The organism is Actinomycetospora callitridis (assembly GCF_028737265.1).
Taxonomy (GTDB): domain Bacteria; phylum Actinomycetota; class Actinomycetes; order Mycobacteriales; family Pseudonocardiaceae; genus Actinomycetospora; species Actinomycetospora callitridis.
In genome coordinates this window covers 91,498-116,076 of sequence record NZ_JAQZAK010000008.1, presented here as the reverse complement: position 1 = coordinate 116,076, position 24,579 = coordinate 91,498, and the positions used below count along the sequence as shown (strand labels likewise).

Annotated in this window: 22 protein-coding genes; 12 read left to right on the top strand and 10 right to left on the bottom strand. The window is 73.8% G+C overall.

Annotation, left to right across the window (positions count from 1 at the left end):
- Window positions 1–57: 57 nt before the first annotated feature.
- Window positions 58–663: a response regulator transcription factor gene (locus PH191_RS22480; RefSeq protein ID WP_274196866.1), complete on the top strand. Its 606-nt coding sequence runs from the start codon at window positions 58–60 to the stop codon at window positions 661–663.
- 12 nt (window positions 664–675) lie between these two features.
- On the opposite strand, the gene PH191_RS22475 is transcribed toward PH191_RS22480, so the two are convergent.
- From PH191_RS22475 to PH191_RS22460, 4 genes are read right to left on the bottom strand one after another with little or no spacing between them, the layout of a single operon-like run.
- Window positions 676–2,211 (bottom strand): hypothetical protein, encoded by a 1,536-nt coding sequence (locus PH191_RS22475; protein WP_274196865.1) that lies wholly within the window; start codon window positions 2,209–2,211, stop codon window positions 676–678.
- Window positions 2,212–2,269: 58 nt separating this feature from the next.
- On the bottom strand, window positions 2,270–3,910 hold the full coding sequence (locus tag PH191_RS22470) for an NAD-dependent malic enzyme (protein ID WP_274196864.1): 1,641 nt from the start codon (window positions 3,908–3,910) through the stop codon (window positions 2,270–2,272).
- A 25-nt stretch (window positions 3,911–3,935) separates the two neighbouring features.
- Window positions 3,936–4,712, bottom strand: a complete 777-nt coding sequence (locus PH191_RS22465; RefSeq protein WP_274196863.1) for a PIG-L family deacetylase — start codon at window positions 4,710–4,712, stop codon at window positions 3,936–3,938.
- 24 nt (window positions 4,713–4,736) lie between these two features.
- Window positions 4,737–6,371, bottom strand: coding sequence for a hypothetical protein (locus PH191_RS22460; RefSeq protein WP_274196862.1), 1,635 nt, complete (start codon window positions 6,369–6,371; stop codon window positions 4,737–4,739).
- 245 nt (window positions 6,372–6,616) lie between these two features.
- Between PH191_RS22460 and PH191_RS22455 the strand changes: the two genes are divergently transcribed.
- The gene (locus tag PH191_RS22455) at window positions 6,617–7,876 is read left to right on the top strand and encodes an SAM-dependent methyltransferase (RefSeq protein WP_274196861.1); all 1,260 of its coding nucleotides are present in this window, start codon (window positions 6,617–6,619) and stop codon (window positions 7,874–7,876) included.
- Between the two features lie 66 nt (window positions 7,877–7,942).
- Window positions 7,943–8,701 carry an SDR family NAD(P)-dependent oxidoreductase gene (locus tag PH191_RS22450; RefSeq protein WP_274196860.1) on the top strand — a complete coding sequence of 253 codons (759 nt, stop codon included), beginning with the start codon at window positions 7,943–7,945 and terminating at the stop codon, window positions 8,699–8,701.
- A 6-nt stretch (window positions 8,702–8,707) separates the two neighbouring features.
- Here the strand turns inward: PH191_RS22450 and PH191_RS22445 are convergent, their stop codons facing one another.
- Window positions 8,708–10,474 carry a TM0106 family RecB-like putative nuclease gene (locus PH191_RS22445; RefSeq protein ID WP_274196859.1) on the bottom strand — a complete coding sequence of 589 codons (1,767 nt, stop codon included), beginning with the start codon at window positions 10,472–10,474 and terminating at the stop codon, window positions 8,708–8,710.
- 138 nt (window positions 10,475–10,612) lie between these two features.
- Between PH191_RS22445 and PH191_RS22440 the strand changes: the two genes are divergently transcribed.
- The 7 genes from PH191_RS22440 (at window position 10,613) to PH191_RS22410 (ending at window position 17,504) form a co-directional block, all read left to right on the top strand.
- A complete protein-coding gene (locus PH191_RS22440) occupies window positions 10,613–11,359 on the top strand; it encodes a DUF6474 family protein (protein ID WP_274196858.1) in 747 nt (248 codons plus the stop codon).
- Between the two features lie 379 nt (window positions 11,360–11,738).
- A complete protein-coding gene (locus tag PH191_RS22435) occupies window positions 11,739–12,719 on the top strand; it encodes an IclR family transcriptional regulator (protein WP_274196857.1) in 981 nt (326 codons plus the stop codon).
- Complete coding sequence (locus PH191_RS22430) at window positions 12,716–13,402, top strand: ABC transporter permease (RefSeq protein WP_274196856.1); 687 nt, start codon at window positions 12,716–12,718, stop codon at window positions 13,400–13,402. The genes PH191_RS22435 and PH191_RS22430 overlap by 4 nt, the downstream gene beginning before the upstream one ends.
- Before the next feature lie 55 nt (window positions 13,403–13,457).
- A complete protein-coding gene (locus PH191_RS22425; protein WP_274196981.1) occupies window positions 13,458–14,516 on the top strand; it encodes an ABC transporter ATP-binding protein in 1,059 nt (352 codons plus the stop codon).
- A complete protein-coding gene (locus tag PH191_RS22420; protein ID WP_274196855.1) occupies window positions 14,513–15,325 on the top strand; it encodes an ABC transporter permease in 813 nt (270 codons plus the stop codon). The genes PH191_RS22425 and PH191_RS22420 overlap by 4 nt, the downstream gene beginning before the upstream one ends.
- Before the next feature lie 80 nt (window positions 15,326–15,405).
- Window positions 15,406–16,428, top strand: a complete 1,023-nt coding sequence (locus PH191_RS22415; protein WP_274196854.1) for a glycine betaine ABC transporter substrate-binding protein — start codon at window positions 15,406–15,408, stop codon at window positions 16,426–16,428.
- Window positions 16,429–16,544: 116 nt separating this feature from the next.
- Entirely contained in the window at window positions 16,545–17,504 is a 960-nt protein-coding gene (locus PH191_RS22410) for a glycine betaine ABC transporter substrate-binding protein (RefSeq protein ID WP_274196853.1), read from the top strand.
- A 10-nt stretch (window positions 17,505–17,514) separates the two neighbouring features.
- Here PH191_RS22410 and PH191_RS22405 read toward each other — a convergent pair whose 3' ends face one another.
- Window positions 17,515–18,207, bottom strand: a complete 693-nt coding sequence (locus PH191_RS22405) for an NAD(P)H-binding protein (protein WP_274196852.1) — start codon at window positions 18,205–18,207, stop codon at window positions 17,515–17,517.
- Between the two features lie 170 nt (window positions 18,208–18,377).
- Here PH191_RS22405 and PH191_RS22400 point away from each other — a divergent pair, with 170 nt between their 5' ends.
- The gene (locus PH191_RS22400; RefSeq protein ID WP_274196851.1) at window positions 18,378–19,445 is read left to right on the top strand and encodes an amidohydrolase family protein; all 1,068 of its coding nucleotides are present in this window, start codon (window positions 18,378–18,380) and stop codon (window positions 19,443–19,445) included.
- Complete coding sequence (locus PH191_RS22395; protein WP_274196850.1) at window positions 19,442–20,185, top strand: metal-sulfur cluster assembly factor; 744 nt, start codon at window positions 19,442–19,444, stop codon at window positions 20,183–20,185. Before PH191_RS22400 ends, PH191_RS22395 begins: the two co-directional genes overlap by 4 nt.
- A gap of 239 nt (window positions 20,186–20,424) precedes the next feature.
- Here PH191_RS22395 and PH191_RS22390 read toward each other — a convergent pair whose 3' ends face one another.
- The 4 genes from PH191_RS22390 to PH191_RS22375 form a co-directional block, all read right to left on the bottom strand.
- Window positions 20,425–21,381 (bottom strand): hypothetical protein, encoded by a 957-nt coding sequence (locus PH191_RS22390; protein ID WP_274196849.1) that lies wholly within the window; start codon window positions 21,379–21,381, stop codon window positions 20,425–20,427.
- A gap of 199 nt (window positions 21,382–21,580) precedes the next feature.
- Entirely contained in the window at window positions 21,581–22,708 is a 1,128-nt protein-coding gene (locus tag PH191_RS22385; RefSeq protein ID WP_274196848.1) for a 5-methyltetrahydropteroyltriglutamate--homocysteine S-methyltransferase, read from the bottom strand.
- A gap of 10 nt (window positions 22,709–22,718) precedes the next feature.
- Entirely contained in the window at window positions 22,719–23,552 is an 834-nt protein-coding gene (locus tag PH191_RS22380) for an IclR family transcriptional regulator (RefSeq protein WP_274196847.1), read from the bottom strand.
- A gap of 16 nt (window positions 23,553–23,568) precedes the next feature.
- A complete protein-coding gene (locus PH191_RS22375) occupies window positions 23,569–24,549 on the bottom strand; it encodes an aldo/keto reductase (RefSeq protein WP_274196846.1) in 981 nt (326 codons plus the stop codon).
- Between the last annotated feature and the right edge of the window lie 30 nt (window positions 24,550–24,579).

Sequence of the window (24,579 nt, the reverse complement as noted above, 5' to 3'; positions counted from 1 at the left end):
GCGGAGCGGGGCCGCGTGCTGTGTGTGGCCCCTTCCCATCGCACAACGAGCGTCCTGGTGGGGACGTTGCGGTCGCACGGCTTCGAACCCCAACTCCTCCGTGAGAGCTGGAGCGTCGGGGCGACCGCGCGGGCCAGCGGGGCACGCGCCGTGGTGCTCGACATCGAGATGCCCGGGCTGCGGCCGGTGGAGGTGCTCGCCGATCTCCACCGCGACGCCCCGCGCACGCCCGTCATCGCGCTGACCAGCCCCGAGGCCCGGGACCGCACCGTGTCGACCCTGCGCGCGACGCAGGACGACTACCTGGTGACGCCCTTCCCCATGGAGGAGCTGCTCGCGCGGCTGCGCCTGCGGCTCGGCGACGACCGCCCGACCGCCCAGCTGTTCCTGCGCCGTGGCGAGGTCATGGTGGACACCGCGCTCGAGCAGGTGTTCGTCGAGAGCAAGCCGGTGAGCCTCTCGCGCACCGAGTACGCCGTCGTCGACGCCCTCATCCGGCACCCGCGCGGCCAGGCGATGTCGCAGGAGCAGCTCGTGACCCGCGTGTGGGGCGGCCCGCCGACCTCGAACATCGTCGAGGTCTACATCGGCTACCTGCGCCGCAAGCTCGGCGCGGAGCGCATCCGCACCGTCCGCGGGCGCGGCTACATCCTCGAGGGCTGAGCGCCGGGGCCCTCAGGGCTCCAGGACGAGATGCCCCGCACCGCGTCCCAGGACGTAGGTGGGCCAGCCCGGACCGGGACCGGTCTCGTAGGTGAGGATCCGGTCGGGAGGCTCCACCGGCGTGCGCTCGGCGTGCAGGAAGTTCAGGCGCAGCAGGAACCCCCCGACGGGACCGCTCACGGCCAGCCGGGAGTCGACGACCGACATCAGCCGCGCGCGATCGCTGAACTGGTCGACGATGTCGCAGCGGCAGGCGAAGGCGAGGGTGCCGATCTCGCCCGGCGCGAGGACGCTCTGATCCGAGGGCAGCACCCGGCCGAGCTGGGTGCCGGCTTCGATGTAGTCGGACGCGGTGGCCCAGTTCCCGAAGACCGCCGGGTTCGGCCACGGCGTGCCCAGACCGGTCTGGTGACCGACGCTGACGCCGGCGACGACCGCGAGCCCGGCGACCACGGCCCCGGTGCGCCGCAGGCTGAGATCGGCAGCGCCGAGGGACGCGGCGAGGGTCAGCAGCGCCAGGGACGGGCAGTAGTACCAGATGTAGGACGAGACGCCCATGGCTGCGTAGGCGGCGTAGTGCACCGCGCCGGCGACCCCCGCAGCCACGATGACGCGGTCGGTGAGCCGGCCACGGCCCGCGATCCAGCGGACGGCCGACGCCACGACCGCGACGACACCCACGCCGACCACGAGGCCGACCACCAACATCGGGATCGGCCAGCGCTCGGCCATGAAGAGCGGCCCGTTGCCGAAGACCTCACCACCGGGAAAGGCACCGCTGGTCTTGATGATCAGGCTGTCCGGCACGAAGCTGCCGAGCACGAACCACGACCAGATGTGCCATGGCAGCGTCACCAGCGCGCCGACGCCCACCGCGAGCGCCGCTCGGCGCGGCCGGCGGGGCGCGGCGGCCACGAAGAGCACAGCGACGAGCACGACGGCCGGCAGGGCGAGGTCCGGGCGTGTGAGCACCGCAAGGCCGGTGACGATTCCCGTGGCGACCACCCGGCGCGCGGTCGCGTAGCGCACCACCGCCACGAGCAGCGCCGCGACCAGGAACGACTCCATCCCGACGACGGAGGCGAAGATCGGCGACGAGACGATGAGCCCGACGGTCAGGACCGCGACGACGGCGCGCCGCAGGCCGAGATCCCCGGCGAGCTGGCCGGCCCACACCGCCATCGCCGCCGTGGTCAGCACGAGCACCAGGCCGGCGGCCACCACCGGGCGACCCGTGACGAGGATGCCGCCGGCGAGCAGCCAGACGTTCAGGGGCGAGGTGGCGGAGTTCGCGTCCCGGAAGGGCGTGAGGCCCCAGTGCCCGTGCTCGACGACGTTCCGGGCGTAGTCGAGCGTGATGTAGGAGTCGTCGGGCATGCCCTTGTAGGCCACGAGGAACAGCAGCCCGCCGAGCAGGCCGCCGACCGCGGCGATGAGCGCCGCCCCCGACCACTCCCGGCGGCGGTCCGCCCGCGGCCTGTCGCCGTCGACGAGGGTCGGGACGTCACGGACCGGACGGGTGCCCGTCTCGTCGAGGCCGGTCGCCACGTCAGAACTCCTCGGGGTCCGGTCCGCCAGCTGTCGACGCCCATATCACCACGGGGGGCTACGGGTGCTGGTACGTGGGCGTCCAGCGGGTCGAGCGGACGAGCGCGCGCAGCTCGTCCTCGCTGCGCGCCGGGGCGACACCGTCGCCCACCGCCTGCACCGCGACGGCCACGGCGATGTCCTCGGCGACCGCGCGGACGTCGGCCCACGGCGGGAGCAGCGGGGCGTCCGCGTCCCGCAGGGCGGGCGAGGCGGCGCCCAGCGCGCGGGCCGCGGCGCGCATCATCGCGTCGGTGACCCGGGTCGCCCGCGCCGCGGTCACGGCGAGACCCATCGCCGGGAAGATGTAGACGTTGTTGCACTGCGCGACGGGTATCTCGCGGTCGCCGCGGCGCAGGGGCGCGAACGGCGAGCCGGCGGCGACGAGGGCACGGCCGTCGGTCCACGCGTCGAGGTCGGCGGGCCGGGCCTCGGCGTTGGCCGTCGGGTTGGAGAGCGGGAAGACGATCGGCCGCTCGACCTTGCCCGCCATCGTCCGCACGATCTGCTCGGTGAACGCGCCGGCCGCGGTCGACAGGCCGAGCAGCACCCCGACCGTGACGTGCTCGACGACGTCGGCGAGCTGCGGCAGGCCGTCGACCCCCCACCCGGCGACGACGTCGGGGTCGACGGCGAAGCGACGCTGGGCCTCGGAGAGGTCCTCGCGGTCGGCGGTGAGCAGGCCGCGGACGTCGACCACCCAGCAGCGGGCGTAGGCGTCGGCCTCCGAGAGCCCCTCGTCGACCATCTCCTGGGCCACCATCTCCATGACCCCGACACCGGCCGAGCCGGCGCCGAGCATGACCACCTGCTGGTCGCGCAGCCGCGTCCCGGCGACGTCCGTGGCCCCGCGCAGCGCGCCGAGCGCGACGGCGGCGGTGCCCTGGATGTCGTCGTTGAAGGTCAGCAGCCGGTCCCGGTAGCGCTGCAGGATCGGCAGGGCGTGGGGCGTCGCGAAGTCCTCCCACTGCAGCAGCACGTCGGGCAGCTCCGCCTGGACGGCCTCGACGAAGCGGTCGACGAACTCGGTGTAGGCGTCCTCGTCGATGCGGTGGTGGCGCCAGCCCAGGTAGAAGGGGTCCTCGAGGAGCGCGGCGTTGTCGGTGCCGACGTCGAGCAGGATCGGCAGGGTGCGGGCGGGATCGATGCCGCCGATCAGCGTGTAGAGCGAGAGCTTGCCGATCGGGATGCCCATGCCGCCGACGCCCTGGTCACCGATGCCGAGGATGCGCTGGCCGTCGGTGACGACGATGACGTCGACCTCCTCCTGGGGCCGGTTGCGCAGCGCCTCCCGCAGGTGCTCGCGGTCCGGCCACGACAGGTAGAGGCCGCGGGGGCGCCGCCAGATCTCCGAGAAGCGGCGGCAGCCCTCGGCCACCGTCGGCGTGTAGACGAGCGGGAGCGTCTCCGGGACGTGCGCGGCGAGCAGCGCGTAGAAGAGGCGCTCGTTGCGGTCCTGCAGCGAGCGCAGGTACACGTAGCGGTCGAGGTCACTCGAGAGCCGCTGGACCTCCGACCAGCAACGACCGATCTGTTCCTCGAGAGTCTGCACCCCGGCCGGGAGCAGTCCGAGCAGGCCGCGCTCCCGCCGTTCCTCCGGGCTGAACGCGGTGCCCTTGGTCTGGTGGGGGTCCGCCAGCAGTCGCCGTCCTCGGTCCACGACGCCCACCCTGGCCGGTGCGACGCTATGCGGGGAAGAGCGTGTCCTCGCGGTGCGCCGGATCTCCGTCCAGGCGGATGAACCACTCGGTGCCGAAGGCCATCGCGAACCGGTCGTCGTCCAGCGTGAGGAAGAAGGAGTCGTCGGCGATCTGGCTGCGGTGCGCGCGCATCGCGGCGCGCTTGGCGTCGAGCCAGGGGGTGACGTCGACGCGGGTGGTCAGCTCCGCCTCGGGCGACCCGAAGCCGTCGGGGTCCAGGTCCGGGGCGTCCTGACCGCCCTCGCGCGCCATCGCCATCATCTTGCGGAACTCGTCGCGGTTGGACGTGGCCTCGTAGACCCGCGGCGTCCCCGCGAGCTCGCCGGCGCGCCGACCGACCCGGTGCACCTGGATGTGGTCGGGGTGGCCGTAGCCGCCGATGCGGTCGTAGCAGGTGAGGACCTCGGCGTCCTCCTCGCGCAGGATCGCCGCGAGCCGCTCGGCGGCCTCCTCGACGTCGGCGGACCAGAACGACCCGGAGGCGCCGTTGGTGTCCGTGTCGACCATCCCGGAGTCGACGTAGCCCAGGAACTCGACCCGGGCGATGCCCAGCACGGCCGCGGCGTCGTGGGTCTCCTTGACCCGGCGCTCGGCGAGGGTCTCGCCGTCGGCCAGCACCCCGGGCACGATCTCGCCGTGCTCGCCCCGGGTGGCGACCACCAGCACCACACGGTGCCCCGCGTCCGCGGCCGCCCGCATGACGCCGCCGCAGGAGATGCACTCGTCGTCGGGGTGCGCGTGGAAGCTCACCATGGTCACCACGCGGCCGAGCCTAGTGATCGACCCTCAGGCCAGCGCGATCGACGCCACCAGCACGACGAGGACGAGCAGGACCACGGCCGCGGCGCCCAGGATCGCGCCGGCACGCGGGCCCGGGCCGCGGGCGAAGAGCTCGCGACCCGGCAGGCCCTCGGACCGTGCCGCGCCCGCCGCCCACGGCGGCACCGTCTCCTCGGGGCGGGCGACCCCTCCCCCGGCCGACCGCGCCGGCACCGACCCCGGCACGAACTGGGTGCGCTCGGGGGCGGGCGGCGCCGCGCGGGGTGGGACACCGCGCGGAGGCACCGACGAACGCCGCACCACCTGCGTCACCTCCGGCCCCGGGACCCCGCGGGAGACGACCTGCGTGCGGTCGGCGGCGGGTCCGGCCGCGTCGCGGACGACCTGGGTGGTGTCCGGCGACGCGTGGCCGTCGGTCCCCTCGGTCGACCAGCGGAACGGCGGCGGGAACGGGTCGGCCGGCAGCGGGCGCTCGTCGGTGCGCGTGGCGTCGTCCGCGTCGTGCTCGTCCACGTCGACGGGTGGGGGCGGCGGGCGCAGCGCGGGCACCGCCGGTGCGCCCGGCAGCGGCGGCGCGTCGGCGGTCGGGCCGGGGATGCCGGGCGGGCCGGGGTCCCGGGGGACGTCCTCCTCGGGCGGCGCCGAGGTGCCGCCCTCCTGCTCCTCCGGCCCGGCGGGAGCGGCCGTGGTCTCGGCAGGAGCAGCCGGCTCCTGCGCCCCCGCCTCCGCTCGCGAACCGTGTCCTGAGGACACGGTCTGCGCCGTGGCCTCGGCAGGAGCGGCCGGCTGCGGCGCAGCGGTCGGGTCGTCGGCGGTCGCACGGTCTCCCGAGGACACGGTGTCGGTCGGGGCCGGGCCGGGTCGGGCCTCGGGTGGGTCGCCGTCCGCGGGGGCGGGCGTCGGCGGGGCGAGGGCGTCCGCGAGGGATCCGGCCACCGGGCGAGCGGGGCGAGCCCCGGCCTCCGGAGGATCGCGCTCGGTGGCCGGCCGATCGGTCGCCTCGGACGACGGGGGTGTGACGGCGGGTGCCGGCGTCGACGGCGCGGGCGTGGCGACCGGCTCGGCCGCCGGGGCGGCGCGGCGAGGTTCACGGGACGTCGGCCCGTCCGCGGGCCGGGGCGGAGGAGGCGGCGGGGTCGTCGGGGAGGCGGTGCGGGGGCCGCGGGCCGCGCCGGGGCCGGACGGTGTCGTCGGAGGGATCGCAGGGCCGCCCGGGTGCGCCGGGCCGGAGGGCGGCGGGCGCCGGGAGAACGGCGGGGTGCCGGGCGGCGGGGTCCGGGGCGGCGGGGCCTGGGGTCGCGCGGCCTGGGAGGTCGTTGCGGGACCGGACCCGGGGCCCGTCGGCGGCCGCGCCCCGTTCGGGCGGGCGGGCGGGGGCGGGGCGCCCCGCACGCCGTGCCGGGCGTCGGGCGTCGTCGTGGCCGCCCGGGTGCGGGCCGAGGCCTCCTCGTCCTCGAGGCCCAGCTCGCGGTCGGCGGCGTCGAGCTCGCTGTCGTCGAGATCGTCCGCCGGGGCGGGCGGCGGGGTCGCGGGGAGCCGGGCGGCGAGGAGCTCGTCACGTCGCCGCCGATAGGACTCGGCGTCGACCCGCCCGGTGGCGAGGTCCTCGTCGAGCCGACGCAGCTGCTCGGGGACGCCCATCTCACCTTCCTCCGGGGCTCTCGGCGGACGGCGAGGTCACCCTCCGGTCTCGGGGACTCCGCACGGTAACCCACCACGGGCGTCCTGAGTGATCGTCGGCGAGGACCTCGGACGTGATCTCCGCGAAAAGCGGCGAACACTCCGGCGCCCGATCACGAAGGTGCCGTGGAGTGCGGCGACAGGGCTCGCACCGCGAAGGATGCACAGGCGGTCGAAAAGCCGGCCGCGAACGAGAGGACAGCCACGTGTCATCGACCTCGCGCACCACCGAGCCCCGCCGCGTCGTCCCGCGGCCCGCAGAGGGCGTGTGGCCGGGCCTGCAGGACCCGGGCGAGAACCGGCTCCGCATGATCGTGGCTCGCGCCCTGGTGCGCGCCGCCATCGTCCGTCTCCCGCTGCACCTCGTGTGGCCCGACGGGTCGGTCGAGGGCGACCCGCAGGGTCCCGAGCTCCGCCTCATCCGCCCGGAGGCCTTCTTCACGCGCCTCGGCCGCCAGGGCCTCATCGGCTTCGGCGAGGGGTGGATGGTCGGCGACTGGGACTCCGACGACCTCGTCGGCGTGCTGCGCTGCCTCACCGACCACGTCGAGCAGCTCGTGCCGCGTCCGCTGCGCAACCTGCGCCGGGTCTACGACCGCGGCCAGCCGCACGAGGAGGTCGCGGCCGACGCGACGGTGTCGCGCGAGAACGTCCACCGGCACTACGACCTGTCGAACGACCTGTTCAGGCTCTTCCTCGACGAGTCGATGATGTACTCCGCCGCCTGGTTCGACCCCGCCCGGCCGACCGAGTCCCTCACCGACGCCCAGCACCGCAAGATCGACGGGGTCCTCGACCTCGCGGGCGTGCGCGCCGGCAGCCGCGTCCTCGAGATCGGCACCGGGTGGGGCGAGGCCGCGATCCGCGCCGCGCAGCGCGGCGCGCGGGTGACGACGCTGACGCTCTCGGTCGAGCAGGCGGAGCTCGCTCGCGTCCGCGCCGAGCAGGCCGGCGTCTCCGACCGCATCACCATCGACGTCCGCGACTACCGCGACGCCGTCGGCGAGTACGACTCCGTGATCAGCATCGAGATGATCGAGGCCGTCGGCGAACGCTTCTGGCCCGAGTACTTCGCCACCGTCGACCGGCTGCTCGCCCCCGGCGGTCGCTTCGGTCTGCAGTCGATCACGATGCCGCACCACCGGCTCCAGGCGACCAAGGACAACTACACCTGGATCCACAAGTACATCTTTCCCGGCGGCCTGATCCCCAGCCTCGAGGCGATCGACGCGACGCTGGCGGGGCACACGTCGATGGAGGTCGTCGAGCGCCGGTCGATCGGCCTCGACTACGCCGAGACGCTGCGCCGCTGGCGGGCCACGTTCCTGGTCCGGGAGCCGGAGGTCCGCGCGATCGGCTTCGACGAGACGTTCGTGCGGATGTGGGACTTCTACCTCGCCTACTCCGAGGCCGGCTTCGCCGCGCGGTACCTGGACGACTTCCAGCTGGGCATCGCGCGGCGATAGACGTCACGGCCCGAACGGTCAGTGCTGACCGGCGGCCCGGTCGGCGCGGCGATAGCCTGCGCACCCATGGACACGACCGATGTCGCCGCGATCGTCACCGGTGGGGCCTCCGGCCTCGGGGGCGCCACCGTCCGCAAGCTCGCCGCGGGCGGCGCCCGGGTGATCGGGATCGACCTGCCCTCCGCGGTCGAGGACGCCGAGAAGCTCGACAACGTCGAGTACGTCGGCGCCGACGTGACCGACCCCGACCAGGTGGCGAGCGCCGTCGAGGCGGCGACGTCCACCGGCCTGCCGCTGCGCGTGGTGGTCAACTGCGCGGGCATCGGCACCGCCGGGCGCGTGCTGTCCAAGAAGGGCCCGCACGACCTGAAGGTCTTCCAGCAGGTCATCGGGGTCAACCTGGTCGGCACGTTCAACGTCATGCGCCTGGCGTCCGAGGCGATCGCCGCGACGGAGCCGCTGGCGGACGGGGCGCGCGGGGTCGTCGTCAACACGGCGTCCGTCGCCGCCTTCGAGGGACAGATCGGCCAGATCGCCTACTCGGCGTCGAAGGGCGGCGTCGTCGGCATGACCGTGCCCGCGGCCCGCGACCTCGCGCAGTACGGCATCCGCGTGATGACCATCGCCCCGGGCATCATCGACACCCCGATGCTGGCGGGCGTCGAGGAGTCGTTCCGCGAGCAGCTCGCGGCCGGCATCCCGTTCCCCCAGCGGCTCGGGCGTCCCGACGAGTACGCGCAGCTCGTCGCGATGATCGTCGAGCACGACTACCTCAACGGCGAGGTCATCCGGTTCGACGGCGCGCTGCGGATGCAGCCTCGCTGACCGTCGCTACAGGTCGTCGACGAACGGCACCTCGAGGACACGGTCGGACGTGAGCCACGTGCGCAGCGTCCACGTGGCCCGCACGTCGTCGGCGTTGTAGACGAGCAGCCGCTCGCGCTGTGCGGCGTCGGGCTCACCCCCGTCGAGGGCGACCGCGTCGCGGTACCAGCGCATGGAGTTCTCCCCGCCGGCCTCCGGGTCGTGCCAGGCGAAGCCCGCCGACGGCGCGACCCGCTTGAGGCCCTTGCCGTGCGGGCAGAGGAAGGCGTCGCTGACGACGGGGAAGAGGTCGATCCACGCGTCGGAGGCGATGAACTCCTCGATCTCCGCCGCCGGGGGCACGCCGGCCATGCCGGCGAAGCGCTCGGCGGAGGCGCGCAGCCAGCGGTTCTCCGCCTGCTCGTTGTAGCAGTAGGCCCGCAGCACCAGCCCGCGCTCCGCACACCGGGCGCGGACGTCGGTGAGCCACGTCCAGAACTCCCCGAACGAGCGGCCCTCGTCGCGGGTGGGCAGCGGGTCCCAGGTGACGAAGCCGCGGTAGCCGGGCTCGACCCCGATGTCGGCGCCGGAGAGCAGCGCGCCCCACAGGTAGGCGCCGTCCTCGCCGAGGCTCTCCATGTCGACGTCCACCTCGACGTCGCCGCGCGCGACGGTGGGCCGGCGCACACGGCGCACCAGCGGGACGTCGCGACGCCAGGCCCGGGCGAGGGCCACCGCCTCCCGCAGCTCCGCGCCCTCGAGCGCGCCGTCGCCCACCTCGGGGTCGTCCGGGGGCGGGCCGGGCAGCCCGACCGCGGGATCGAGCGCCGCGAGCTCGCGCACCGTGGTGACGCCCCGGCCGCGCAGCCGCAGCGCGGCGTCGCCCCGGACGACGAGGCTGACGTCGTCGACCGCGCGCAGCTCGGCCTCGCACGTCGGCCACCACGGGCAGCGGCGGCACTCGGTGATGCGCGAGGGCTCGGCGAGCGCGGGCGCCCGCCGGCGCGCGGCCTCGGCCACGGCCAGCCGGTCGGCGTGCCGCCCGTCGTAGGTCTCGAGCGCGCTGCGACCGCCGGAGCCCGACGGCGCCGCCAGGTCGATCCACACCACGACGTCGGCGTCGAGGCCGACGACCCCGCCCCAGACCGGTGCGCCCGGGCTCTCGGGGGGCGCGAGGTCCGCCGCACGCAACATGCGGTGCAGATGGGCGAGACGCAGCACGTCGCGGGTGACGGTGCGGATCCGGCGCGTGTCGTCGGGAGCGGCGGCCGCCGGGTGCGGCCTGCCGAGCGGCGACGTGAGCGCCCCACCGCCGGGATCGGTGACGCGGTGCCGCACGACGACCAGGGGCCACCAGCCGGAGGCGGGATCGCCCGGCTCGGCCCGCACCAGCACCTCGACGTTGCCCCGGCGGCCCTCGGCGGCGGGCAGCTCCGCCCCGCCCACGAAGTCGGGCACCGGGGCGGGGCCCGAGAGGAGCGCCTCGGTGGCCTCCGCGCGCGCCCGCGAGCCGGACGCCGGCGGCACCGACGTCCAGTGCGGACCGAGGAGCTCCGCCCACCGGGCGGCCAGGTCGGCACGGTGGGCCGCCGCGTCGGCACGGCGCATCGCGACCCCGGGATCGGCGTCGTCACCGCTGGGCGGGGGGCCGCCCGGGAGGTCCTCCACCGGGACGTGCTCGAGGTGCACCCGGCGGCGGCAGCGCGTGGTGGCGGCCGCGTCGAGCAGGACCGGCCGGGGCGCGGCGGCGGGCGCGCACCCGTCGTCGGCCTCCCGCGCGGTCGTCGTGCTCATGACCCGAGCTTCCCACGCCCCCCTGACACCCCGTCACGCTGCGGGATCCACGCCGGGCGCGCCGGGTGGACTGACCACTAGGGTGCGGGCGTTCGCCCGGGCGCCCGACGCGCCGCGGGCACGAGACGGGGAGGGTCCATGGGACTGCTGCGCCGCGGACGGCCCGCGACGGAGGCCGACGCGCTCGAGATCAGCGACGACGTCTTCGTCGTGAGCCCGAAGGCCGCCGACCTCGCGGTCTCGGCGCAGAAGGAGCGGCGCAAGGCGGCCCGGGCGGAGCGGCTGCTCGCCGAGACGCAGGAGGCCACGCTCCTCGGCGACAAGAAGGCCCTCAAGGCCGCGAAGAAGCGCCGGAAGAACGAGCCCGAGGACGAGGACGACGACGACCTCACCGGCACCGCCGCCGACCCGCTGACCGGCGCGAAGATCAAGCGCTACATCGGCATCGCGCGCATCGTCGTGCCCGTCGTGGCGCCGATCGTCTACCAGGCGGTGGGCATGGCCCGGGACCGCTGGGACGCCCACCGCGCGCGGCAGTTCGGCGTCGCCCCCGACGAGCTCGCGGAGTTCACCGGTCGCGGCGCGGCGCTCTACGCCCGCATCCACAACCTCGCGCTCTCCGCCCGGGACCTGCGCTCGCGCTACGGCGACGGTGACGACTCCCGCGCCGCCGAGGTCCGGTCCTTCGTCGACGACGCCCAGCAGCGCCTCACCGACCTGGAGTCCGCGGTGCGTGCCGCCGAGCAGATGCCCGGCTCGCGGCGGCGCAGCGCGCACGTCGCGGTGGGCGGCGAGCTCGACCGGATCGAGAACCGGCTGCTGGCGCTCTGGGGCGTCGGCGCCCCCACGCGCACCGCGATCTCCGGTGGCACCGACCGCTCCTGAGCACCCCGGAACGTCCCGGAGCACCCCGGAGATGGCCCGATCGGGCTACCACCGGGTGTTCCCGGCACATCACGATCTCGATACGCGTCCGCCGTCACGCGGGGTGACCCCGGCGGCCCGTGAGCGGGTGGGATCGCCTCACCGTGGCCTGGAGCTGGCCGAATCCGGTTGTGGGCGGCCCATCGGAGCGCTGGTGGCTACCCAGTGCGTCCGGGACGCGCGAGAAACATCCCTCGAATGTCGGACCTACGGGGTGACAACCTCCGCCTGACGCGCCTACTGTCCCCGCAGCCGTTGTCGCAAGGACAACGCCCGTTGCCGCAGACGCCCCGAGTGAGGGCCGTCACCCAGGTCGGCGTGGAGGGGAGGAAGGCGGTCGATGAGCCCACGCGCGCGCACCGGCGGGCCCGACGCCCCGGCCCCGCGGTCGCCCGCGACCTCCCTCGCCCCCACCGCCGGCTCCGGCGCCCCGCACGGGCGCCGCAACCGTGACGAGGCCGGCGGGCCCGTCCACCGCGCGCTCGACGTGCTCGACCTGCTGGGGGCGCCCGGCGGGCCGTCCTCGCTCGGCGTCGTCGAGATCGCCCGCCAGCTCGGGCGTGACAAGTCCCAGGTCTCGCGCCTGCTCAAGGTCCTGGCGGACGCCGGCTACGTCGACCGCGAGCCGGGCTCGCTGCGCTACCGCATCGGCACGCGCCTGTTCGCCATCGGCGCCACCGCCGTCGAACGCCGCCTGCGCGACGAGGCCGACGCCGCGGTCGCCCGCGAGGCCGCCCTGCTCGGTGAGCGCATCGACGTCGGCATCCGCAGCGGCGGCAGCGTGATGACCATCAGCACGGCCGCGCCGGACAGCGAGCTGCGGGCCTCGGGCTGGGTCGGACGCACCGCCCCGTTGTCGTGCACCGCCACCGGTCGTGTGCTGCTGTTCGACCTGGACACCGCCGCCATCGCCCGCGTGATCGTGCCCGAGGGCCTCGGGCCGGCCGGTCCGGCCGCCCCGCGTTCGCTGGACGAGCTCGTGTCGCGGGTGGTCGACGAACGCCGGCGCGGATGGTCCACCGCCCGCAACGAGACCGACCGCGGCCTGCTCGCCGTCGGCGCCCCGGTGCGCGACAGCGGCGGGACGGTGGTCGCCGCGCTGGGCGTCAGCGGGCCCGAGTCCCGTGTGGACCCCGTGTTCGACGAGGTCCGCGCCGCCGTCCTGCGCGCCGCGGCCGATCTCTCCCGAGCGCTCGGTGCCGGCGCCGGTGCCGGTTCCGGGGGACTCGCCGGCGCCCGGGCCGGTCCACCGCCCACCCACGCCACGGAAGGCGTGTCCCCCCTGTCCACTCCCCCTGCTCCCGAGAGAGGAGCGTCGTGAACTTCCTGAACTACCTGGCCAGCAACGCCCAGCAGATCATCTTCCTGACCCAGGCCCACTTCCTGGTGGTCCTCATCGCGGTCGGCGTCGGTTCGCTGATCAGCGTCGTCCTGGGTCTGGCGGTGTCCACCGGCGAGCCGGACCCGCCCCGTTACTCGGTCGACTGGTTCGCGGCCGGCGTGCGTGAGGGCGGGCTGGTCTTCACGGCGGCGCTGCTCACCGTGCCCTCGCTGGCGCTGTTCGCGCTGTTCCTGCCGATCACCGGGCTCGGCGTGACCACCGCGATCATCGTGCTGATCATCTACACGCTCTACACCGTCCTGCGGAACACCGTGGCCGGCCTGACCACCGTCGACCGGGCCGTGCTCGAGTCGGCCCGCGGGCTCGGCTACGGCCGCATGCGGCGGCTGCTCACGATCCAGCTGCCGCTCGCGTGGCCGGTCATCCTCAACGGCATCCGCGTCACCACGCTGATCTCGATCTCGATCGCCGTCGTCGGCGCCGTCGTCCAGGGCCCCGGCCTGGGCATCCTGCTCCTCAACGGGATCTCCCGCATCGGCGCGTCGAACTCCTTCTACCAGGTGCTCGCCGGCACGCTGCTGTGCCTCGTCGTCGCCGCCGTCTTCGAGATCTTCTTCGCCATCGTCCAGCGCCTGACCATCCCCAGGGGGATCCGTGTCTGACACCGCAGACCAGACCACGTCCGTCCCGGAGCCCGGCGCCGGACAGACCGACACGATCGTTCTCGAGGGCGTCGAGAAGATCTACCCGGGCAGCACCCAGCCCGCGGTGAGCCAGCTCGACATGCGGATCCCCAAGGGCGAGATCGTCATGCTCATCGGCCCCTCGGGCTGCGGCAAGACGACGACGCTGAAGATGATCAACCGGCTCATCGAGCCGACCGCGGGCCGCATCCTGCTGAACGACAAGGACGTCACCCACGTCAACGGCGACCTCCTGCGCCGCGAGATCGGCTACGTCATCCAGCAGGGCGGTCTCTTCCCGCACTTCTCCATCGCCGACAACATCGGCGTGGTCCCGAAGATGCTGGGCTGGGACAAGCAGCGGATCCGGGAGCGGGCCGACGAGCTGCTCCACCTCGTCGGGCTCGAGCCCTCGACGTTCCGCGACCGCTACCCGCGCCAGCTCTCCGGCGGCCAGCAGCAGCGTGTCGGTGTCGCCCGGGCCCTGGCCGCGGACCCGCCCGTCATGCTCATGGACGAGCCGTTCGGCGCCATCGACCCGATCACGCGCGACCGCCTCCAGGACGAGTTCCTGGAGATCCAGCGCACCGTCGGCAAGACCATCGCCTTCGTCACCCACGACCTCCAGGAGGCCGTGAAGCTCGGCGACAAGATCGCGGTGTTCGCCACCGGCAAGCTGGAGCAGTACGACGAGCCCGAGACGATCCTGACCCGCCCGGCGAACGACTTCGTGTCGGACTTCGTCGGCGGCGGCGCGGCGGTCCGGCGGCTGAGCCTCCTGGACCTCGCCCGCCTCGAGCTGCACCCCATCGAGACCGATGAGCGGGCCGTGGGCAACCAGAACGGCACCCCGGTGGCCGAGGTCGACGGCTCCGGCAAGCCGGTGTCCTGGCGGCACCTGCCGGGCGCCGAGGCGTCGGGCACCCCGCTGGTGACGGTGCCGCTGTCCGGCACGGTCTACGACGCCGTCGACGTCATGCTCGACGGCTCGGCCTCGCTGGTGGCCGTGGTCGACGAGGAGGGCCGCGCCGCGGGCGTCCTGCACTGGAACGACCTCGTCGGCGGCCTGCGGACCCGGAAGGGTGACGCATGAGCACCGCGACCACGGAGACCGTCGACTCCCAGTCCGACGTCGCCGTCCTGGAGGAGGAGAAGAAGCAGGGGCGCTTCGCGTCCCTGTGGCTGCAGCACTACGACCTGGTGATCCTCCCGGGGATCATCGTGGTGCTGCTGCTCGCTCTGCTCCTCTACATCGGCACCCGCGACCTCGACACCATCGAGCAGCGCGTGCTCGCGCCCGACAACCTCGCCTCGTTGCTCGGGCAGCACCTCTGGCTCGCCGCGCTCTCGACGATCCTCGTGCTCGTCATCGCCGTGCCCCTGGGCATCCTGCTCAGCCGGCGGGCCGCCCGCCGGGTGCAGGGCCCGGTGCTCGCCATCGGCGGGTTCGCCCAGGCCCTGCCGCCGTTCGGCGTGCTGCTCCTCATGGCGTTCGCGTTCAACTTCGGCGTCACCACCGCGGTCATCGGTCTGACGCTGGCCGCCCTGCTGCCCGTGCTCCGCAACACGGTCATCGGTCTGCAGCAGGTCGACCAGTCGCTGATCGAGGCGGCCCGCGGCATGGGCATGTCGTCGCGGCAGACGCTGTTCCGCGTCGAGGTCCCGCTGGCGGTCCCGGTCATCGTGGCCGGGCTGCGCGTGGCGCTCGTGCTCAACGTCGGGACGGCGACCCTGGCCAGCTACATCGGTGCGGGCGGGCTCGGCGAGCTCGTCCAGCAGGCGCTTCGACTCAACCGCATCAACGTCCTGCTCGTGGCCGGCGCGATCATCGCCACGGTCGCCCTGCTCATCGACTGGCTCGCCGGCGTCGCCGAGCGGATCGTCGTCACCCGGTCCGGCTGACCGGCCCGGTCCCCAGAGTTTTCTCGGCCGTCCGCCCCGCACGCGAGGCCCGGCCAACCCCGGAGGATAAGGAGATCACTGTGCGGTGGACATTCCGCGGCGACCGCTCCGGTCGTCGTTCCGGCTGGCGGGCGGGTGCGGTCACGCTCGCCGCCACGGCCCTGCTGGCCGCCGGCTGCGGCGGCCTCTCGGGCTCGGGCCAGCCCCAGGCGCAGGGCGGCAGCCTCGCGGCCAGCGGCATCAACCTCGCCGGCCAGACCTACACGGTCGGCGGCAAGGAGTTCGACGAGCAGCTCGTGCTCTGCAAGATGACGATCGCGTCGCTGCAGTCGGTGGGCGCCACGGTCAACGACCGCTGCAACATCACCGGTACCGCGTCGACGCGGGCCGCCCTCACCAGCGGCCAGATCGACATGTACTGGGAGTACACCGGTACCGGCTGGATCACCCACCTCAAGAACGCCAGCCCGATCCCGGAGTCGCAGGCGCAGTACGCCGCCGTCCGTGACGCCGACCTCGCGCAGAACCAGATCGTCTGGCTGCCGCCGTCGCCGTTCAACAACACCTACGGCCTCGCGGTGACCCAGGCGTTCGGGCAGCAGAACAACCTGCGCACGCTCACCGACTGGGGCAACTTCGTCAACAGCGGCAACCCGGCCGCCACCACCTGCGTCGAGGCCGAGTTCGCCGGCCGCGACGACGGTCTGGCCGGGCTGTTCCGGACCTACGGCGTCACCAACCCGCCGTCCGGTCCGCCCGGGCTGAACACCCTGGACACGGGGGCCATCTACCAGGCCACCGCCAACGGCAACCCGTGCAACTTCGGCGAGGTCTTCACCACCGACGGCCGCATCCCCGGCCTGAACCTGGTGACGCTCCAGGACGACAAGAACTACTTCCCGAAGTACAACGCGTCGCCGACCATCCGCAAGGAGGTCTTCGACCGGAACCCGAGCGTCCAGCGGGTGTTCGACGCGATCACCCCGCGTCTGACCGACCCGGTGATGCTCGACCTCAACGGGCAGGTGTCCTCGCAGGGGCAGGACCCCCAGCAGGTCGCCACGCGTTGGCTGCAGCAGCAGGGATTCATCGGCGGCCAGTGAGCCCCTGGTGAGTTTCTGACGGTGTGACGGCGACGGCCGGCCGCGGGTCCTCGACCCCGGCCGGCCGTCGTCGTCCGCCCCCTCCCCGACCACCCTCGCGATCGGACCCCACACCCGTGCCCCGACTGCGGCCCGCCCTGGTCCTGCTCACCACCCTCGTCGCGGTGCTCGCGCTCGCCGGCTGCTCGAGCAGCGAGCGGCTCACCCCGCCCGGGAGCCTCGCCCGCGAGCTCGACCTCACGGGGCAGACGCTGACGGTGGGCGGCAAGGAGTTCGCCGAGCAGATCGTGCTGTGCAAGATGACGATCGCCCTGCTCCAGTCGACCGGGGCGACCGTCGTCGACAAGTGCGACACGAAGGGCTCGGCCAACGTGCGCGCCGCCCTGAGCAGCGGCCAGATCGACATGTACTGGGAGTACACGGGCACGGCCTGGCGGACGTATCTCTCCCAGGAGTCGACGATCGCCGACCCCCGGGTCCTCTACGACGCCGTGCGCGCCGCCGACGCCGGCAACCAGATCACCTGGCTCGACCCGACCCCGTTCAACAACACCTACGCGGTCGGCGTGCGCACCGACGTCGCGCAGCGCCTGCGGGTGCGCACCATCTCCGGCTTCGCCACGCTCGTGCGCGCCGGCTCGTCCGAAGCCACGCTCTGCGTCGACCAGGAGTTCACGGGCCGCGAGGACGGCCTGCAGGGGCTCCTCGCGACCTACGACATCACGCTCGGCGACCGGGCCCTCGACACCCGCGAGATCGATCAGATCTACGGCGCCGTCGCCACCCAGAACCCCTGCACGTTCGGCGAGGTGTTCGCCACCGACGGGCGGCTCAACCCGCTGCGGCTCTCGACGCTGGTGGACGACCGCGGGTACTTCCTGCCCTACAACGCGGCGCTGACCGTCCGCAGCGACGTGATGGCCCGCGCCCCCCGCCTGGCCCTGCTCGGGCGCATGGTGGCGCCGACGCTCACCGAGCAGGTGATGCGCGGGCTCAACGAGCGGGTCTCCGCCGGCGGCCGCAGCCCGGACGAGGTGGCGCGGTCGTTCCTGCGGGAGCAGGGGCTGATCGGCTAGTTCGTCCTGGTCAACGCGGGGCGTTCGCACCGACCAGCGCGGCGACGGCCTGGGCCGGCGGGACGGTGCCGCCGATGAGCTCGAGCACGGTGCCGGCGGAGTCGGGGGCGTCGAGCAGCGCGAGGAGGACGGCGGCGACGTCGTCGCGGGTCACCTCGCCGTACCCGACGGGCGGCTGGGAGCCCGCCGGCCCGAGACGCACCAGGCCGGCGCCCGGGTCGTCGGTGAGCCTGCCGGGCCGAAGGATCGTCAGGTCGAGGTCGTCCCGGGCGCGCAGCGCGTCCTCGGCGGCCTTCTTCGCCCGCAGGTAGTAGCCCCAGATCGAGTCGTCCTCGTCCTCGGTGGGCGGCGCGTCGAGGCCCATCGCCGACACCAGCAGGTAGCGCCGGACGCCCGCGGCGGCGGCGGCGTCGGCGAGGAGCAGGGCGGCGTCGCGGTCGACGGTCTCCTTGCGCTCGGCGGTGCTGCCGGGGCCGGCGCCCGCGGCGAAGACGACGGCGTCCGCGCCGGTCAGGTGGCCCGCGAGCTCGCCGGAGTCGATGGCCTCGAGGTCGGCGACCACGGGGTCGGCGCCCGCCTCGCGGACGTCGTCGGCCTGGCCCGGGTCACGGATCAGTGCGGTCGTCGCGTGGCCCCGGGCGGCCGCCTGCCGCTCGAGCCGCAGGGCGATCTTGCCGTGTCCACCGGCGATGACGATGCGCATCTCCCGACCCTAACGCGGCCGTCGGAGGTGTCGCCGATGTCCGTTTCGGCGGTGGATGGAATCCGTGCCCTTGCCCGCACCCGAACCATGACGTGTGATGTGGGCCGCCGTGTCCACCACCACGTTTCGCGTCCGGACCTCTCGTCCGCGCGCACCAGGAGGCTGTCGCCGTGTACGAGAAGAACGGTGAGAAGTACTTCGTCGTCGACTCCCACATGCATTTCTGGGACGCCTCGCCCGAGAACTGGGTCCAGGGTGCCGAGCAGTACGCCAAGGGCTGGATCGAGTGCTTCCACGCCTACCAGTCGCTGGGACCGGCCGAGACCCACCAGTCGATCGAGGAGTTCCAGAAGGTCTCCGAAGAGCAGCTGATGCGCGAGGAGTTCGAGGAGGGTCACGTCGACGTCGCGATCCTGCAGTCGACCTACCTGCGCGAGTGGTACAAGGACGGTTTCAACACCGCGGCCCAGAACGGCCACCTCGTCGAGCAGCACCCGGACAAGTTCATCGTCAACTGCCGCTTCGACCCGCGCGACGGCGACGCCGGCATGCGCGAGTTCGAGGCCGACGTCGAGAAGTGGCACCCCAAGGGCGTCAAGCTCTACACCGCCGAGTGGAACGGTGACTCGCGCGGCTTCAAGCTCTCCGACCCGGAGTGCTACCGCTTCCTCGAGCGGGCCCAGGAGCTGGGCATCAAGAACGTCCACGTGCACAAGGGCCCGACGATCTGGCCCCTGGACAAGGACGCGTTCGACGTCTCCGACGTCGACCACGCGGCCACCGACTTCCAGGGCCTCAACTTCATCATCGAGCACGTCGGCCTGCCGCGCATCGAGGACTTCTGCTTCATGGCGACGCAGGAGCCCAACGTCTACGCGGGGCTGTCGGTGGTCACCGGCGGCCTCATGCACGCCCGTCCGCGGTTCTTCGCCAAGGTCATGGGCGAGCTGCTGTTCTGGGTCGGCGAGGACAAGATGACCTTCGGCTCGGACTACAACATCTGGACCCCGCAGTGGCAGGTCGAGGGCCTCGTGGACTGGGACTTCCCCGAGGGCCACGACTTCGACGACTACCCCCGCCTCGGTGTCGACGGCAAGAAGAAGATCCTCGGTCTGAACGCCGCCAAGCTCTACGACATCGACGTGCCGGCCGAGTTCCAGCTGTCCTCGGACACCAGCGCGCCGGCGTCGTCGGACGACGCCGAGCTGGTGGAGGACCGGGCGGTGGCTCAGGCATGACGGTGCTCTCCGACGCCCGCACCTCCGCCTCCAACGAGGCCGAGGCGTCGGCCGCCACGGGGACGGCGGCGCGGGTGTGGGAGGCGCTGCGCACCGTGCGCGACCCCGAGCTGGACACCGACGTCGTCTCCCTGGACTTCGTCGGGTCCTGCTCGGTGTCCGACGACGGGGTCGCGCACGTGTCGCTGCGCCTGCCCACCTACTTCTGCGCCCCGAACTTCGCGTTCCTCATGGTCGCCGACGCCCACGACGCGGTGTCGGCGGCGGAGGGGGTCGCCCGGGCCGACGTGGTCCTCGCCGACCACTTCGCCTCCGACGCGATCAACTCCGGCGTGGCCGCCCGCGCGGGCTTCGTGTCCTCGATGGCGGGCACGGAGGTCGGCGAGGCCGTCTCCGAGCTCGACGACCTGCGGCGCACGTTCACCGAGCGCGCGCTCATGGCGGGCACGGACCTCGTCGTCCGGCCCCTCATGCGGGAGGGCGCGACGCCCGAGGACGTCGCGGCCATGACCCTCGGCGACGCCCCTGCCTCCGACGACCTCTCGCGGCTGCGGAAGCGTCGCCGCGAGCTGGGGATCCCGTCCGACGACGGCGACCCCCTGGTCGTCGACCCCTCCGGCGCGACCGTCGGCGTCGAGGCCCTGCCCCTGCACCTGCGCAAGGCGCGCAGCTACCAGGTGGGCGTCGACGCGAACACCAGCATCTGCCGCGGTCAGCTCGCGGCGCGCTACGGCGTCTGACGGATCGAACCCCGGCGCGCCCGTCCTCCTCGGAGGGCGGGCGCGCTGCGGCGTCTCCGGCCGGCAACGAACGCGCTGTTCGCTGCTTCTATGCGCACGAAGTCCCCGTTCGCTCGGGGGCGGGGCTCGGAGGGGCGGGCCTCGCTCGCAGCGAACGGGCTGTTCGCTGCTTCTCTGCGCGCGAAGTCCCCGCTCGCGCGACCGACGTCGACCGGACCCACACGGCGCGCGGGCTCGGTTCAGGAGGCGGCGACGACCCGGACGTCGGGACACGGCTGCGCGGCGGCGAGGCGATACGAGCCCCAGAGCTCCTCGATGACCGCGGGCCGCTCCGTCAGCAACCGCCGCGGCCGGGTGTGGACGACCGGGATGCCGAAGCTCTGGATCCTCGCCCGCCGGCGCAGGGTCGCGTCCCAGTCGGCGAGCAGGAAGTGGTGCTTGTAGGAGTCGATCTCCCAGGCGAGCCCGACGTCGGGGAAGTAGGCGTCGGCCTCTGCGATGTACGTCCCGGACGGGTCGTACAGGCGCGCGTTCCAGAGCACCGGCGGGAGACCGCTGTCGGCGTGGAGGTCGCGTGCCCAGGCCTCCGCCACGGAGCGGACGCCGTCCGCCATCTCCTCGAGAAGGACCTGACGCGGGAGCGCGCTCCCCCGCTGCGATCCGGCCGCGAGCTCGGCGACCAGGCGGGCCACGGTCGTCCGCCCCTTCTGGAGGGGCTCCGCGAGGAGGCCGCGCACGGCGTCGCGCCGGTCCTGTCGACGGGCGGTGTCGATGATCGCGCGGTCGAGAGGAGCGAGCGCGAGATCGTCGACCATGACTGCGGCGGGGAGACGTTCGGTCCGCTCGATCTCCACGAAGGCCGACGAGGTGCGCTGCCGATCCCGGTCGACGAGCACGAGGATGCGGCCTCGGGGCGAGGGATCGGTCAACCCGTACCGGCGGAGGGCCTCGCCACCGCTGAGCACCGACGACGGTCCCGCGTACAGGAGCGCGGCCGCTGCGCGCTGGTCCCTCGTCGGCTCGTCCGGCCCCTCCTTGACCACCCCGCGCAGGACCCGACGCGCGTGACCGGCGTGGACCCTCCGGGCGATCGTGGACGAGGGCATGCCCAGGGCCGTCAGGTCGGCCACCGCCGCCACGCCGAACAGGCCGACGGACGCGAAGGCGGCAGGGTCGATGCGGGCACGACGAGGCATGCCGCGAGCGTCGCCCGGTCACGGACGCCGGCGGTAGTCGCGCCGCGGACCCTGTGGACGCGGACGGACGATGGGGACGGGCGACCGGCGCAATCCGTCGCCATCACCCGACGCGAACGCGGAGTTCGCGCGCATAGAAGCAGCGAACAGCGCGTTCGCTGCACACCACGAGCACAACCGAGCACCGAGGTCGGGCGGCTCAGCCCCAGACGTCGCGGGCGACGGAGACGACGAGGTCCAGCTTGGCGCGCTGCTGGTCGGGGGTCAGGTCGTTGCCCTCGACCGTGGAGGAGAAGCCGCACTGGGGCGACAGGCAGAGCTGCTCGAGCGGCACGTACTTCGTCGCCTCCTCGATGCGGCGCTTGAGGGTGTCGGGGTCCTCGAGCTCGCCGGTCTTGGTGGTGACGAGGCCCAGGACCACCTGCTGGTCGCCGCGGGGCAGGAAGCGCAGGGGCGAGAAGTCGCCGGAGCGGGCGTCGTCGTACTCGCAGAAGAAGCCGTCGACCTGCAGCCCGCCGAAGACGGCCTCGGCGACGTGGTCGTAGCCGCCCTCCGCGGCCCACGACGAGCGGTAGTTGCCGCGGCACATGTGCGTGGTGACGCGCAGGTCCGACGGCCGGTCGCGGAGCACCTCGTTGATCGTGTCCACGTAGCGCTGGTGCATGTGGTCGGCGTCCTCGCCGCGCGCGGCCATCGACTCGCGCTGGGCGGGGTCGTTGAGGTACGCGAGCGAGGTGTCGTCGAGCTGGAGGTACCGCACGCCCGCGGCGTAGAGCCGGGAGACCTCGTCGCGGTAGGCGGCGGCGAGGTCGTTCCAGAAGTCGTCGGGGTCGGAGTACGGCGAGCCCTCGTGCACCGGGGCGCCGCCGAGCCGATAGTGCAGCATCGACGGCGACGGGATGGTCAGCTTCGGCACGGCCGTGGTGACGGTCGACGCCAGCATCGAGAACGCGTCCCCGAAGATCGTCGTCGACAGCCCGATGCGCTGGTCGATCACCAGGGACATGGCCGCGAACGTCAGGTCGCCGGAGGCGTTGCGGAAGGCCACCTCGACCGACGAGTCCTTCGAGGAGGACACGCCGTCGAGCTGGTAGAGGAAGTCCATGTGCCACGAGCTGCGGCGGAGCTCGCCGTCGGTGGCGGCCTGCAGGCCCACCGACTCCTGCAGGGCGACGGCCTCGCGGATCGCGTCGTCCTCGGCGGCGCGCAGGGCGTCGTCGGAGAGCCGGCCCTCCGCGTGGGCGGTGCGGGCCTGCTTCAGGGCCGGCGGGCGCAGGAGGCTCCCGACGTGGTCAGCACGGAACGGGGCGGTGGTCCGGGCACTCATGCGCGGCAGGTTAACCGCGACGGACGGCCCCCGGACCCCCGTCGTCCCATCCAGTGGAAACGGGATCCCGCAGGGCGACGGTGAGGCGCCGGGCCCCCTCGCGGATCGCCCGCTCGAGGCGGCTCCGGCGGTCGGCGATGCTGCCCGGCCCCCCGGCCGGGACGACGGGCACGGCCACGGCGACGGCCCCGACGAGGGTCGGGACCCCGGCCTCGGACATCCGCACGGGCGCCGCCATGCACGCGAGCCGCTCGCGGAACTCGCCCCGGTCGACGGCGAGGTCGTTGCGCCGCACGCCGGTGAGCTCGCGCTCGAGCGCGTCCCGCTCGGTCATCGTCCGGTAGGCGTGCGCGGGCAGGCCGTCGCGGTCGAGGATCGCGCGGCGGGTCACCTCGTCGGCCTCGGCGAGCAGCAGCTTGCCGATCGCGGTGGCGTGCAGGGCGCCCCGCCAGGCCGAGATCACGGGCACCGGGTGGTCGGCGCAGTCGTCGTGGGCGACGACCACCACGTCCCCGTCGCGGAACGCCGCGTACAGCGCCCCCGCCTGGGCGGTGCTGTGCACCTCGCCGAGGATCCCACCGAGCCCGCGGGGCACGGGCAGCTGGGCGACGAGACGGTCGTGCAGCGCCGGGAGCTTGGGGCCGAGCCCGAAGCCGCGCGAGGCCTCCAGCCGCACGAGGTAGCCGTCGGTCACGAGGCTCTCGAGCAGGTGGTAGGTCGTCGAGAGGTTGTATTCGAGGCGCCGGGCGACGGCCTTCGCGCTGATCCCGTCGCCGGCGGCCGCGACGACCTCGAGCACCTGCAGGGCGCGGTGCACCGACGAGAGCGCGCTCACAGCACCCATGACACCCGAGCGGCGCTCACCCCGCCAGCCGAGTGTCCTCCGACGCCTCGGTGAGGGCCGCCAGCTCGTCGGGGGCGAGCGTCAGTTCGGCCATCGGCAGGATCGTGCCGAGCTGCTCAACGGTGCGGGCGCTCGCGATCGGCGCGGTGACGGTGGGCTGCGCGGCCAGCCACGCCAGCGCGACGGCGGCCAGCGGGACGGCGTGCGCGCCCGCGACCTCGTCGAGCACCCCGAGCACCCGCTCGCCCCGCGCGTCGAGGTAGGCCATCGCGCCGCCGGCGCGCGCCGAGGCCATCGGGCCGCTGGTGTCGGGCGGCGTGTCGCCGGGCCGGTACTTCCCCGTGAGGAAGCCCTTGGCCAGCGCGAAGTACGGCATGACCCCGAGGTCCGCCGACGAGACGAGCTCGGCCAGCTCGTCCTCGTAGCCCGCGCGCTCGATGAGGTTGTAGTGCGGCTGGAGCGCCACGGGACGCGCGAGCCCGTGCCGCTCGGAGAGCGTCAGCACCGTCGAGAGCCGCTCCGCGGAGTAGTTCGACAGCCCCACGTACCGGATCTTCCCCGCCCGCACGAGCTCGTCGAACGCCCCGAGCGTGTCCTCCACCGGCGTGTCCGGGTCGTCCCGGTGGGCGTAGTACAGGTCGATGTGGTCGGTGCGCAGGCGGCGCAGCGAGTCGTCGCAGGCAGCGCGCAGGTTCTCCGGCGAGAGCCCCGGGCGCTCGGGCCACGAGCCGACCTTGGTGGCGACGACCACCTCGTCGCGCACCCCGCGCTCGGCCATCCAGTCGCCGAGCACCCGCTCCGAGTCGCCGCCGGTGTTGCCCTCGACCCGCCAGGTGTACGAGTCGGCGGTGTCCACGAAGTCGCCGCCGGCCGCCCGGTAGGCGTCGAGCACCGCGAACGAGGTCGGCGCGTCCGCCGTCCACCCGAACACGTTCCCGCCGAGGCAGAGGGGGTGGACGTCGAGCTCCGTACGGGGGATCCGGACGCGTGCGGCCATGCGCGCCACCGTATTCCCGCCCCCGTCACA